8 protein-coding genes are annotated in these 14377 nt (G+C 63.1%); 2 read left to right on the top strand and 6 right to left on the bottom strand.

The features are described 5' to 3' along the window. Positions 1–55: 55 nt before the first annotated feature. From V6M89_RS01595 to V6M89_RS01570, 6 genes are all read right to left on the bottom strand, one after another. A complete protein-coding gene (locus V6M89_RS01595; RefSeq protein ID WP_332851511.1) occupies positions 56–1081 on the bottom strand; it encodes a glucokinase in 1026 nt (341 codons plus the stop codon). 286 nt (positions 1082–1367) lie between these two features. After that, positions 1368–2321 carry a VTT domain-containing protein gene (locus tag V6M89_RS01590; RefSeq protein ID WP_332851510.1) on the bottom strand — a complete coding sequence of 318 codons (954 nt, stop codon included), beginning with the start codon at positions 2319–2321 and terminating at the stop codon, positions 1368–1370. A 25-nt stretch (positions 2322–2346) separates the two neighbouring features. After that, on the bottom strand, positions 2347–4071 hold the full coding sequence (locus tag V6M89_RS01585; protein WP_332851509.1) for an ABC transporter ATP-binding protein: 1725 nt from the start codon (positions 4069–4071) through the stop codon (positions 2347–2349). Continuing rightward, entirely contained in the window at positions 4071–5177 is a 1107-nt protein-coding gene (locus tag V6M89_RS01580; RefSeq protein ID WP_332851508.1) for an ABC transporter permease, read from the bottom strand. Before V6M89_RS01580 ends, V6M89_RS01585 begins: the two co-directional genes overlap by 1 nt. Continuing rightward, positions 5174–6112: an ABC transporter permease gene (locus tag V6M89_RS01575; protein WP_332851507.1), complete on the bottom strand. Its 939-nt coding sequence runs from the start codon at positions 6110–6112 to the stop codon at positions 5174–5176. Before V6M89_RS01575 ends, V6M89_RS01580 begins: the two co-directional genes overlap by 4 nt. Further along, on the bottom strand, positions 6109–7893 hold the full coding sequence (locus tag V6M89_RS01570; protein WP_332851506.1) for an ABC transporter substrate-binding protein: 1785 nt from the start codon (positions 7891–7893) through the stop codon (positions 6109–6111). Before V6M89_RS01570 ends, V6M89_RS01575 begins: the two co-directional genes overlap by 4 nt. Positions 7894–8403: 510 nt before the next feature. On the opposite strand from V6M89_RS01570, the gene V6M89_RS01565 reads away from it, so the two are divergent. Both V6M89_RS01565 and V6M89_RS01560 read left to right on the top strand, forming a co-directional pair. Continuing rightward, positions 8404–11229, top strand: a complete 2826-nt coding sequence (locus V6M89_RS01565) for a TonB-dependent receptor domain-containing protein (RefSeq protein ID WP_332851505.1) — start codon at positions 8404–8406, stop codon at positions 11227–11229. Positions 11230–11679: 450 nt separating this feature from the next. Beyond that, positions 11680–14349 (top strand): TonB-dependent receptor, encoded by a 2670-nt coding sequence (locus tag V6M89_RS01560; protein ID WP_332851504.1) that lies wholly within the window; start codon positions 11680–11682, stop codon positions 14347–14349. Positions 14350–14377 lie beyond the last annotated feature (28 nt).

Genomic DNA, 14377 nt, shown 5'->3' with positions numbered 1-14377 from the left:
GTACCTGATAAAACGGCAAAAAGCGCATTTCGCCGTCATCGAAATGTAACTAGGCTTACGCGGCAGCAAGTCTTTCCGACAAGATTGCGGAAACGCCTACAAATGCAGGGTACTCGGCGGTGATGACCCAGGTCGGCACTTCGGACAGGTAATGGCAGAAACGGCCCTTGGCTTCGAAGCGTGCGCGGAAGCCGGAGCGGTCGAAACGTTCGCCCAGGCGCGGGACGATGCCGCCGCCTATATATATGCCGCCCTGCGCACCCAGGGTGATCGCCAGATTGCCGGCAACGGTGCCCAGCATGCAGCAGAAGGCTTCGATGACTTCGTCGCACAGCGTGCATTCGCCTGCCAGCGCGCGGCGCGAGATTTCGGCGGCGCTCAGCTTTTCGGCCGGCATGTCGGTGTGGTCGGCAAGGGCGCGGTAGATCAGTTCGATGCCGGCGCCGGACATCAGGCGCTCGGCCGACACGTGGTCGAATTCTTTCCAGGCATATTGCAGGATAGCGACTTCAGTGGCGTTGGCCGGCGAGAAGGTGACGTGGCCGCCTTCGCTCAGCAAGGCGGTCCAGCCGTCCTTGCCGGGGATCAGGCCGGAAACGCCGAGGCCGGTGCCGGCGCCGATCAGGCCCAGCGGGGTGCCGGCGATGCCGGTGCCGCCGCCGACCTGGTGCTTCTGGGTGGCGGACAGCTGCGGCAGCGAGCTCGCCAGCGCGGTGAAGTCGTTGACGACGACCAGGATGTCGAAGTTGACTTCGCGGCGCAGCGCCTCGATCGAGAATTCCCAGTGGTGGTTGGTCATGCGCACCATGTCGCCGGTGACCGGATTGGCGATGGCAATCGCGCCGTTCCGGATGCCGGTGACGCCGGCCTGGGCTACGGTCGGCGAGGCCAGATAGGCAACCAGGGCGGCGGCCAGGGTTGGATATGCGGCGCAAGCCAATACTTCGATCGCCTCAATCTTGCCCGGGGCGGTCTCCAGCGCAAAGCGCGCGTTGGTACCGCCGATGTCCGCCAGCAGACGCGGGCCACCAGGGAAAGCAGTGGTCAGGGAGGGAGGCGTTTGGAGGGACTGAGCTGTCATGATAGATCGAAAATAGTTGAGGCCTAAGCTTAAGGTATTTTCACTCAGGGAGGCAAGCGAAGTTTGTAGTTTTAGTACACATGCAGCAGCTTTGCCACATGGAATTACAAATTTGATTTTTTTTTGCGTAGTATGACTACGATTTTTTACCACCTCAAAAACAGCGGAAGCGCTTCCATTCCCGTGAAAAAAATCCGGGGTCAGGTCCCCCATTTGAGCATGAGCTTGGCTATCCAAGCGAGCTGATGCTCAAATGGGGGACCTGACCCCGGATTGTTCGGATTGCTTAAACGGAAGCCGTATTGCCTTCGTCTACTTCGCGGGGCGTGCCGAAGGCGGCGTTCCAGGCGTCGAGGCCGCCGTGCAGCGGCTTGGCGCGGGTGTAGCCGTGGCCGATCAGTTCCTTCGCCACATGGGCGGCGGTGACGTCGTTCGGGCAGCTGCAATAGACGATGATGTGGTGGTTCTTGTCCAGCGCGATCAGTTCCGGGATCGGCTCGCCGCCGTTGAACAGCAGCGCGCCCGGCACGGCCGGCTCCAGCATCTGCGCCGTCACGCTGCGGGCGTCGACCAGCACCGGCGCCTTGCCCTGCTCCAGTAATTTCTTCAGCTCGTCGATGGTGATGCGGTCGATCTCCACCGACTGGCGGAAACGCTTGCGCTCGACATATTTAAAGGCGATGAACAGGACCAGCAACACGCCCAGCACGATCAGCGCGGTGGTGCCCATGGTGCTCAGGATTTCCAGCACCTGGTCGATCTGGGTGTGGAAGCCGGCGCCGATGGCGATGCCGGTGCCGCTCCAGACGATGGCGCCGGCGATGCTGAAACCAAGGAAGGCGGCGTTGCTGGTGCCCATGGCGCCGGCCAGCGGCGGCGCGATCGTATTGAAACCGGGAATGAACTTGGCCACCACCAGCGCCTTCGGGCCCCAGCGGTTGAAATTGTCTTCGGTCTGGCTGACGCAGTAATCGGGGGACAGCGAAATCTTGCACAGCAGGCGCAGGATGCGCTTGCCGTAGTAGCGGCCGGCGCGGAACCAGAAATAGTCGCTGATCAGGCAGGCGATCACGCTCACCGACAGCACGGCCAGCCAGTTGCTGTCGCCGTCCACCGACAGGGCGCCGGCCACGATCAGCAGCGGGAACGCGGGAATCGGCAGGCCGATCTGCTCAACCAGCACGATCCCAAACACGATCAGTACGCCGTACTCTTGCAATAGAAGGATTAAATTCGCCATACGGATATCTTATCTTAAAAATCGCTTAACTGTGCCGCGGGATCGCCGCCAGCAGCGCGCGCGTGTAGGGGTGCGCGGGGTCGCGGTACAACTGGTCCGAATTGGCCATTTCCACCACCGAACCCTGGTGCATCACCATCACCTGGTCGGCGATGTATTTCACCACCGACAGGTCGTGCGAAATGAAGATGTAGGACAGGCCGAACTCGTCCTGCAAATCCTGCAACAGGTTCAGCACCTGCGCCTGCACCGACACGTCCAGCGCGGACACCGATTCGTCGCACACCAGGATTTCCGGCCTCATCGTCAGGCAGCGCGCGATGGCGATGCGCTGCCGCTGGCCGCCGGAAAACTCGTGCGGATAACGCTGGAAGGCAGATGCGGGCAGTCCGACCTTTTCCAATAGCCCATGGGCGATGGCGGTGCGCTCGCGGTCGTCGGCGCCGATGCGGTGGATGCGCATCGGCTCCAGCAGGATCTGCCCCACCGTGAAGCGCGGGTTCAGCGAGGCATACGGGTTCTGGAAGATGATCTGGATGCGGCGCTTGTAGGCCTGGAACTCGCGCGCAGTCATCGCCAGCAGGTCGCGGCCGTCGAACATGGCGCTGCCGCCGGTGGCCTGGTGCAGCCGCAGCAGGGTCAGGCCGACGGTGGTCTTGCCGGAACCGGATTCCCCCACCACGCCCAGGGTCTTGCCGCGCGCCAGCGTGAACGATACATCCTTCACGGCCCGGAACTCGCGCTGGCCGAACCAGCCTTCGCGCACATAGAAGCTCTTGCTCAGATTGTTCACCACCAGCACCGGCTCATCGTCCGGCTGGTAGCCGCGCTGGCGTTCCAGCGGATGCAGCGGCGTTACGCCCTGCCCTTCGGCGATGTCGCCGCCGGCATAACGCTGCGGCTCAACAGCCAGGTAATCGGCGATCACCGGCAGGTGCCATGGCCGCGCATCCAGCGACGGCCGGCAATGCAGCAGCGCCTTGGTGTAGCCGTCCCGCGGCCGCTCCAGCACTTGCTGGGCGGGGCCGGCCTCGCGCACCTCGCCGTGGCGCATGACGATCACGTGGTCGGCGATCTCCGCCACCAGCCCCAGGTCGTGGGTGATGAACAGCACCGCCATCGCATGGCGTTTTTGCAGGCGCGCGATCAGCTCCATGATCTGCTTCTGGATCGTGACGTCGAGCGCGGTGGTCGGCTCGTCGGCGATCAGCAGCTTGGGTTCGCAGGCGATGGCCATGGCGATCATCACCCGCTGTTGCTGGCCGCCGGACATCTGGCTGGGATAGGCGTCGATCTTGACGGCCGGGTCGGGGATGCCGACTTCGTCCAGCAACTCCAGCGTGCGGCGGCGGGCCTGGGCCGCGCTCATGCCCATGTGCAGGCGCAGCACTTCGCCGATCTGCGCGCCGACCGTGAAGACCGGGTTCAGCGACGACATCGGTTCCTGGAAGATCATCGCGATGTCCTTGCCGCACAGGGCGCGGCGCTGGTCGGCGGACAAGGCCAGCAAGTCGCGGCCGTCGAAGCGGATGCGGCTGGACGGGTCGATGACGGTGGTGTCCGGTGGCAGCAGGCCCATCACGGCGAGCGAGCTGACCGACTTGCCGCTGCCCGATTCGCCCACCAGCGCGACGGTGGCGTTGCGCGGCACACGGAACGACACGCCTTTGACCGCCTCCACCGTGGTGCGGCGGTCGGTGCGGAAGGCGATGCGCAGGTCGGCGATCTCCAGCAAAGTGTTATCGCTCATTATTTCACCTTGGGATCGAGGGCGTCGCGCAGCGCGTCGGTGAACAGCGAGAAGGCCGTCACCAGCAGCGCCATGGCAATGGCGGCGGCGGTCAGCTGCCACCAGCGGCCGAGTATCAATTCGTTTTGCGCTTCGTTGAGCATGCTGCCCCACGAGACCACGCCGACCGGCACGCCGAAGCCGAGGAAACTGAGGATGACCTCGGCCTTGATGAAGCCCACCACCAGGATCGACATCTGCACCAGCGCCACGTGGCTGACGTTGGGGAAGATGTGCGTGAACATCTTGCGCCAGTGCGAGGCGCCGATGGCGTCGGCGGCCAGCACGTATTCGCGCGCCTTGTGCTTGATGTACTCGGCGCGGATCAGGCGGTACGGGCCGGTCCAGCCGGTCAGGCCGAGGATCAGCACGATGGTCAGCACGCCCTTCTGCTGCAATACGGCGGCCACGGCCAATATCATCAGCACCGACGGGATGGCGGTGAAGATGCTGTAGAACCAGTTAAACAGATCGTCCACCACGCCGCCGAAGTAGCCGGACAAGGCGCCGAACAGCGTGCCCAGGCTGACCGCCAGCAAGGCCGCCACCAGGCCGACCACGATCGACGTCTCGCCGCCCTTGATGGTTTTCTTGATGATGTCGTGGCCCCATTTGTCGCCGCCGAACGGCAGGGTCGCCAGACGACCAGCGCCAGCAGGGCCTGCGGCGGCATCGCCCGCCCGCGCCCGCCCGCGCAGCTGCGCGAGATCGTCGGCCAACGGATCGATCACGCCATACATGTCGGGCGCGCCCTCCCCGGCGAGCTGCGCGCGCAAGGCGCGGATGTCATCGGCCAGCGGATCGAAGGGATTGTCCGGCAAGGCTTGCGCTGCCTGGACCGGGGTGGCGGGCGCCGCCTGCATCGCGCCGACAAAACCGGGCGGCGCATAATTGACGCCGACCTCGTCCTCCCAGTCGGCCACGATCAGCCCGCTGGCGGACAGCGCCAGCATCAACAGGAAGGTCGCCACCACGGCCAGCGACACCATCGCCACGCGGTCCGCGCGCAAGCGCAGCCAAGCCAGGCGCCACAGTCCCGGCGAGACGTTGTGCACGACGGCCGTCATGTCAGCTGCACCCGCGGATCGACCGCCTGGTACATCAAGTCCGTCAACAGGTTGAACAGCATGGTGGCCGCCGCCACGTAGACGGTGATCGCCTTGATCACCGGGAAGTCGCTGCGCTCCACCGCCAGGATCACCTCGCGCCCGATGCCGGGAATGCCGAAGAAGCGTTCCAGCAGGAAGGCGCCGATCAGCAGCGCCGGCAGGTTGGCCATCACATGCGTGATGATGGGGATGGCCGCGTTGCGCAGCACGTGCACCCACATCACGCGGCGTTCGCTCAGGCCCTTGGCGCGCGCGGTGCGCACATAGTCCTGCCCCACCTCGTCCAGCACGAAGCTGCGGTACAGCCGCAAGGTCGGCGCGATCGACACCGCCAGCCCGATCAGAATCGGCAAGGTGGCGTAGCGCAGCAGGTTCTCCCAGAAGCTCTCGCCCCAGCCCTGCACCGGGAACAAGCCCAGCTTGTAAGCCAGGCCGTACTGGAACACGATGATGTACACTAGGATGCTGATCGACATGCCGACGGTGCAGGCGATCATCACCGCGCGGTCGGTCAGCGAGCCGCGCACGAAGGCCACCGTCAGCGCCAGCGCGATGCCCAGCAAGGTCTCCAGCAAGGTCAGCGGCAGCAGCACCGTCAACGAAGGCCCCAATCGTGTGGCGATGATGTGGGACACCGGCTCGCCGGTCGCCCAGCTCAGGCCGAAATCGAAAGTGGCGATCTGCTTGATGAAGATCCACAGCTGCACGTAGGACGGTTCATCGACGCCCAACTGGTGGCGGATGTTGGCGATGCTGTCGGCGTTGGCCATCTTGCCGGCCAGGATGAAGGCAGGATCGCCGCCCACCCAGTTGAACAGCACGAACACCAGCAGCACCACGCCCAGCATGGTCGGCAACATCTGCCACAGGCGGCGCACAACATAAGCAATCATTCCTGGTCCTTGCGCTCGATATCGATGTACTTCCATTCCTGATGCAGGATGGGATGCTTCTTATACCCCAGCACGGCCGGTTGCGCCAGCATGCTGCGGTAGCGCGAATAGGCCGGCATGGCCGCCGCCTGCACTTCCAGCAGCCGCGCCATCTTGCGGTACAACGCGTCGCGCTGCGGTCCCGGCGGCATGCGGTGGCTGGCTTCGTACCACTGGTCGAACTGGGCGTCCTGGTAGCAGCCGTTGTTGTTCTGGTTGATGTTCTTGCCGTAGAACAGCTGCATGAAATTGTCGCCGTCCGGGTAGTCGGCCATCCACTGATAAGTGCGGGTCTGCAGCTTGCACAGCAGCTCGGCCTGCTGGATGTCGCTGAAGATCATGCGCTGGTTTTCCATGCGGATGCCGAGCCGGTTGTAGGTCTTGCGCCACAGCTCGGCCATCAGCACGCCGGCCGCCTCGTTGCGCGAAGTGTAGTGGATCAGCAGCGGCTTGCCGTCCGGCAGGGTGCGCCAGCCGTCCGCGCCCTTCTTGTAGCCGTAGCGGTCCAGCAGCTGGTTGGCCAGCGCCGGATCGTAGCGCAGCAGCCCTTGGTAGGCGGGATCGTGGCCGGCCACGCCGGGCGGGATCGGGAATTCCAGCCGCCGCGCCTCGCTGTTGAGCACCAGGCGGATTTCCTCGTCGACGTCGTGCGCCATCGCGATCGCGCGCCGCAGCGCGATCTTCTCCTTGCCGAAGCCGCCCACCACCGGGTCGCGCATATTCCAGTAGTAATAGGTCAGCACCGGATCGACGATGCGCGACAGCTGGATGCCGCGCGCGGCCAGCTCCGGCCGCAGCTTGCCGTCGACCAGGCCCTTGGGCGACAGCGGACCGTCCAGCCAGAACAAGTCGGCCTCGCCGCTGGTGAAGGACAGCCAGCGCGACTGGTCCTCCAGCTGGATGCTGATCTCGATGCGGCCGATCTGCGGGATCTTCTTGCCCTTCATCTGGCGCACGATGCGCTCGTCGTCGGCGCGGTCCTCGGCGCTGGGCTCGAAGTCCCAGAACTCGGCGCGGTGGCCGGGGTTCTCTTCCAGCACGATGCGGCTGCCGCGTATCCACTGCCCCAGCCGGTAGACGCCGGTGCCGACCGGATGGCCGGCCACCTCGCCCTTGCTGTCGCCGTATTTCTCCACAACCTCGCGCGCCACCGCCGCCATCGGTTCGTAGGCCAGGATCATGCCCAGGCTGAAGTCGGTATGCGTAAGGTGGATGCGCAGCGTGTAGCGGTCGACCTGCTCGAATCCGGGCACAGGTGCGTCGTAGTCGAAGCGGCCGGTCTTTTTGGCCTGCTCGGCCAGCGCGTCCAGGCCCACGACCTTGCCTTCCAGCAGCCAGCTGTTCGGCGAGGCCAGCTTAGGGTCGAACAGCCGCTTCCACGAATAGACGTAATCGGCCACGGTCAGCTCGCGCGGCTTGCCGCCGAACGCCGGGTCGGGCGTGAAGTGGACACCCGGCTTGAGGCGGATCAGGTAGGTGCGGCCGTCGGCCGACACTTCCGGCAGGGCCGCCGCCGTCTCCGGCGCCAGCTTGACCGGCCGCGCCAGGTAATCGTAGGTGTACAGGGTTTCGAAGATCGCTTCGGTGATGTGGCCGGTGTAGAGATCCCGTCCCAGGGCCGGATCGAAGCTCGCTTCGGCGGCCGGCAGGATGTAACGCAGGGTCTTGACCGGCGCCGCCGGCTGCGCCGACAGGCACCAGCATGCGGCGGCCACCGCGACGGCGAATTTAATGCACTGCATACGCGTCCTCAAGCCGCTGGTAAGTGCCGAAACAATACAACAAATCTTCCATAGCTGAAATGGCGGCTTGATAGCGATTAAATAACAACCATTCCCCGCAGGCCCGTTCTTGTCGCATAAATGTAACGTTGCATTTCGGAATGAATATAGGTTCATGGAGTTGCAATGCACCAACTTGTTGCACGCACCCGACGGACCCGCAAGATATTCGCTTCTTTTTTGATAGTCAGGCAATGTTTCGCGCGTTTTTTTTGCTACGCGCACCAAATTAGAGCGTTTTTCAGTACGTTTTTGGCGCACTGTTGCCATCACGTAAAGAATGACCTTTAGCTATCGATTTGAAAGTTTGTCCGTTGACAGTAAATGTCGCCGGGTGATCTGATGAACAAATGAAAAGAACGTTAGTGTTTTTTTCGAACGGCGAGCTATCGCCGATAAAAAAAATAATTCACACCCGTGTGTTTCATCGTTTTTAATTGGGAGCAAAAAATAATGATGGTTGAAACTGTATTGTCCCGTTCTGTACGCCTGATCTGCGCCAGTGGCCTGGCGATCGGCATGCAAGCGGCTGTTGCTCAGACCGCGCCGGACGCACCGATCCAGCGCGTAGAGATCACCGGCTCCAGCATCAAGCGCATCACCGCAGAAGGCGCGCTGCCGGTCCAGACCCTGTCCAAGCTTCAGATCGAGCAGAGCGGCGCCAGCAGCGTGGCCGACCTGATCGCGACGCTGCCATCGATGCAAGGCTTCACCACTTCCTCGATGTCGGTCAACGGCGGCGGCGGTGGTATCCAGACCGCGTCGATCCACGCCATCGGCGAAGGCTACACCCTGGTGCTGTTGAACGGCCGCCGCCTGGCGCCAGCCACCTCCGGCTCCACCGTCAACCTGGCCAGCATTCCTTTGGCCGCGGTCGAGCGCGTCGAGATCCTGACCGACGGCGCCAACACGCTGTACGGTTCGGACGCGATTGCCGGCGTGGTCAACTTCATCCTGAAGAAAAACCAGACCGACCTGATCGTCGAAGGCACTTTCAACTCGCCTAAGAGCAGCGGTGGACAGAGCTCCAACGTGTCGATCTCCAAAGGCTGGGGCGAAATGGACAAGGATGGCTACAACATCCTGGTCTCGGCCGCCCACGACGAAAGCCGCGCGCTGTACGCCAAGGACCGCGACTTCTCCAAGAGCGGCGTGATCCCGTTCATGGACAACGGCAAGCAATACAATCTGTACCAGCTGAGCTCGAACTCGATTCCGGGCAACGCCACCGTCAAGTACAAGAACGCCGCCGGCACCGCCACCAGCAAAGCGTTCGGTCCCAACTTCCTGGAAACCGGCAAGTGCAACGGCCCCAACCTGTTCAACGTCGGCAACCGCTGCCTGTTCGACTACGCCGCCACCGTGCAGGACACGCCTGGCCTGAAACGCGATTCCCTGTTCGGCTCGCTGAACTACAAGATCAACAACGACACCACCTTCTTCGCTGAAGCGCTGGGTTCATCGTTCAGCAACACCGCCCAGTACGCTCCGCCGGCACAGCCGCTGGGCATCCCGGTCGGCAGCGCGCTGTACAAGAAATCGATCCTGCCATACCTGGCCCGCCTGGGCATCGACCCGGCATCGGTCACCAGCGTGGCGATGAACCTGCGCCTGGTGGACGCCGGCGGCCGCGCCGACGAATACAAGACCGACGCCCGTCACCTGGCCTTCGGCGTCGACGGCTCGTTCAAGGGCTTCGACTACCGCGCCGCGTACACCCACTCGGAAAACACCCAGAAGGATACGGCTGCCGGTGGTTACATGAGCCTGAACGCCTTCGACGCGCTGGTCAGCTCCGGCAAGTTCGATCCGTTCGCACCGTCGGGCAGCTCGCAAGGCGTGCTGGCTCCGGCCGTACTGCACAACGTGCTGAGCGAAACCAAGTCGAAGATCGACGTGTTCCAGGTCAGCGGTTCGAGCGAGCTGTTCGCGATGCCAGCCGGCATGGCCCAGCTGGCGGTCGGCGCCGACTACACCAAGCAGCACTACACGGAAGCGCCGGACGCTTACTCGCAAGGCCAGAACAAGCAGCAGCCTGACTTCACCGACGCCATCGTCGGCGGCGGCGCCGGCGCCCTGCCGATCGACGCCACCCGCAAGAACTGGGGTACGTATGCCGAGTTGCTGCTGCCGGTCATGAAGAACATGGACCTGACCGCATCGACCCGCTACGATGATTTCAGCGCCGTCACCAACGACAAGAACTTCGACACCGCAGGCAACCTGATTGCTCCGGGCAAGCAGGGCGAAAGCGCCAGCAAAGCCACCTACAAGCTGGCGCTGCGCTGGAATCCGGTCGAGTCGCTGCTGATCCGCGGTTCCTACGGTACCGGCTTCAAGGCGCCGACGCTGACCAACATCGTCAAGCCGCTGGTCAACGGTGGTTCGTCGCAGTTCCACGCCTGCCCGATCACCTCGCCTACCGATCCGCGCTTCCCGCTGTGCAACCCTGGTTCGTCGGAATACAATCTGCTGACCGGTGGTAACGGCGCAACCGGCGCCGGCGCGCTGAAGCCAGAGGAGTCCAAGCAGTTCACCGCCGGCTTCCGCCTGGAACCGATGCCTAGTCTGTCGATCGGTTTCGACCTGTGGGACGTCAAGCTGACCAACCAGATCCAGACCCTGTCGGAAGACACCGTGTTCGGCAGCCCTAAGGTCTACGACAGCCTGCTGCGCAGCTACTTCGACCCGATCCAGAAGCAAAACGTGCTGGCGGCCGCGCTGACCCCGTTCAACCTGGCTTCCTCGCACTTCCAGGGTATCGACTGGGATCACACCTACAAGACCGCCACCCCGTTCGGCAAGCTGAACGTGCAGTGGACCGGTACCTTCATGACCAAGGCTGAACAGGAAACCCCTGAAAGCGGCGTCGAGAAGAACATCGGCCGCTTCAACTCCTACTCGGACGTGACCTTCCGCTGGATCTCGAAGCTGACCGCCTCGCTGCGCGTCAACGACCGTTACACCCACGCGCTGACGGCCAACTACCACTCGGGCTACACCGACCAGGTGTACAGCGAAGACGACAGCGTGGTCAACGTGCTGAACGCCGACGGCAGCCAGGGCGACGCCGTGGCGTTCAAGCGCCAGGTATCGTCGTACACCACCTTCGACTGGCAGAGCAAGGTCGCGTTCAGCAAGAAGTTCACGCTGACCGCCGGTATCAAGAACCTGTTCGATATCGCGCCGCCGTTCACCATCCGCAACGCCGGTGGCGGTAACCAGGCTGGCTACGATGGCCGCTACGCCGACCCGCTGGGCCGCCAGTTCTACCTGGTAGGTTCCTACAAGTTCTAAGCCCCAGGCCATCGGCTCCACGCCGACGGCCTTGCAGCCCCGTCTTTTTCGGAAGACGGGGCTTTTTGCGTTCTGGGCAGCGACAACTGTGGCATTAATGTAACGTCATGTGTACGCGACCGGACGGCACCTGCCCCCCTTCCTACGCACCAGCATGTTGCACGCCCGCGACGCCCCCGCAATACTTTCCCTGCTTTTTAATATTCAAACAATGTTTTATGTACTGAGAAGCGTTCCGCACCGAATTAGAGTGTTTTTCTGCTCAAATTTAATGCGGCACTGTTCTCCCCCAAGACGCGGCAATTTTGTACATTCACAAACATTTGCTCGTTGACAGTAAAGACGGGCAGATGCTCTTATGAAGAAGCAAAGAACATCTGGTTCTTTGCATAAGACCTAAAAGACAGTACTTACTTGGTGTTCATTGTTTTCAAATGGGAGAGAGAAATAATGATGGTTGAAACAGTATTGGCGCGATCTGTGCGTCTGGTGTGCACCGGCGGCTTGCTGGGCCTGGGCCTGATTGCTCCACTGGCGCAAGCCCAAACCACCGACCAGCCTATGCAACGCGTCGAAGTGACGGGTTCGTCGATCAAGCGCCTGGTCTCGGAAACGGCCAACCCCTTGACCGTGTTCAAATCGGACGACTTCATCAAGCAAGGCTTGACCACGGCCCAGGAAGTGCTGGACCGCATTCCGTCGAACAGCTCGAGCTTCAGCTCCGGCAACGTGGTCGGCGGCAACAGCAGCGGCCTGCCGACCGGCGGCCAGGCCAGCGCCGACTTGCGCGGCCTGGGCGGCGACAAGACCCTGGTGCTGCTGAACGGCCGCCGCATCGCCAACCACCCGTATGACGGCGCCAGCGTCGACCTGAACATCATTCCGGTGTCGGCCCTGGAACGCGTCGAAGTGCTGCGCGACGGCGCCTCGGCGATCTACGGTACCGACGCCATCGGCGGCGTGATCAACTTCATCACCAAGCGTTCGGTCAAGACCACCACCATCACGGCCGAAGCGGTCGCGCCACGCAAGGTCGGCGCCGATGAACACCGCCTCAACCTGTCGACCGGCTACGGCGACCTGGACGCCGATGGCTTCAACGTGTTCGGCGTGTTCGACTACCACAAGCTCGACATCCTGACCTCGCAGCAGCGCGAGTTCTCCAAGACCGGCGTGATCCCTGAACGCGGCCTGAACCTGACCTCCGGCACCACTTATCCGGGCAACTACTTCGATCCGACCTCGGGCGCCACCGGCAACCCCGGCTTCGCCAAGGGCTGCGATGCGCCGCTGTCGGTGCCGCGCGCCAGCAACGGCACCTGCCGCGAGGACTACACCCGCCTGATCGACGATCTGCCGGCGCAAAAGCAGACCGCCTTCTTCGGCAAGGCCACCTTCAAGATCAACAACGACCACCAGGCCTCGATCGAGTACCTGCACGCGGAAAACGATGTGGTGTCGCACACCGCGCCGCCGCCACAAACCGGCCTGATCCTGCCGAAGTCGAGCAAATATTATCCGGGCAATTCGGGCGGCGTGCCGGCCATGCCTGGCCTGTCGGGCGACCCGCTGTCGGTCAACTGGCGTCCGACCGAAGCCGGCCAGCGCACCATCAACTCCAAGGGCGCGGCTGACCGCCTGAGCATCGCCGCCGAAGGCCTGTACAAGGACTGGGACTACAAGGCCGGCTTCACGCTGTCCGAAAGCCGCTCGTCCGAATACTTCACCGGCGGCTATGTGCGCGACGATAGTTTCGCCGCCGGCGTCGCCAATGGCATCCTGAACCCGTTCGGCCTGCAGGACGCGGCCGGCAAGACCTACCTCGACAGCACCGCGCTGCGCGGCAAGGTACAGAGCGGAAAAACCCGCAATACCGGCATCGACGCCAAAGCCAGCCGCGAGCTGATGGACCTGGCCGGCGGCAAGATGGCGGTGGCCGTGGGCGCCGAACTGCGCCGCGAAGAGGCGGACTTCTTCGTCAACCGCGACATCGCCGGCCAGGCCGCCAGCTCCGGCCTGTCGGGTTCGCAGTCGACCGCCGGCGACCGCACCATCAAGGCGATCTTCGGCGAATTGAACATGCCGCTGATCAAGGACCTGGAAGTGCAATTCGCCGCCCGCTACGATGACTACAGCGACGTCGGCAGCACCACCAATCCGAAACTGGGCGTGCGCTACCAGCCGACCAAGCAGGTACTGCTGCGCGGTTCGGCCTCGACCGGCTTCCGCGCACCGACGCTGTTCGAGAAAAACGCGCCGCGCTCGAAGAACGACACCAACAACTCGTACAACGATCCTATCCTGTGCCCGGGCGGCGTGCTGTCGACCAACCCGATCGCCAACCCGCTGCGCGACTGCGACCTGCAACAGTTCAAGCTGCAAGGCGGCAACCAGGATCTGCGTCCGGAAAAATCGAAGACCTTCTCGATGGGCATCGTGCTTGAGCCTATCCAGCAAGCGACGCTGGCCCTGGACTACTGGAACATCAAGCTCAAGGACAAGATCAACGCGCTGCCGGAAGAGGCCATCTACGGCGACTACGCCAAGTATCAGGCGCGCTTCCTGCGCAACCCGGACGGTTCGCCGTTCGCGATCCTGGACTTGAAGGAAAACCTGGGCAAGGTCAACACCGACGGCGTCGACATGAGCCTGACGCTGCGTTCGAACCCTAGCGCCTACGGCAACTTCACGCTGACCGTGGACGGCACCTATGTCCACAAGTATGAGTACCAGGACGAGCGCGACGGTCCGTTCATCCAGAACGTCGGCCGCTACGCCGCCAACAATCCGGTGTTCCGCTGGAAGCACAACGCCGCGCTGAACTGGCGTCTGGGCACCTGGAGCGCGACGCTGGCGCAATCGTACAAGTCCGGCTACAAAGACCAGAACCTGGACATCGCGCCGCAGTTCGTGAACTCGGTGCCGTCCTACTCGCTGTGGAACCTGTCGGGCACCTACACCGGCTTCAAGGGCGTCAGCCTGACCGCCGGCGTGAAGAACTTGCTGGACAAGGAACCGCCGTTCTCGAACCAGGGTACGCTGTTCCAGAAGGGCTACGATCCACGCTACACGGATCCGGTCGGCCGCGCACTGTACGCCCGCGCCAGCTACACCTTCTAAGCTAGTTTAAGCAGCACGCCCCAGTGGC

This window comes from Duganella sp. S19_KUP01_CR8, assembly GCF_036688705.1.
In the GTDB taxonomy this organism is placed as follows: Bacteria; Pseudomonadota; Gammaproteobacteria; order Burkholderiales; family Burkholderiaceae_D; genus Rugamonas.
Note: the sequence above shows the minus strand (reverse complement) of the source record. Positions and strands in the feature narration are given on the sequence as shown.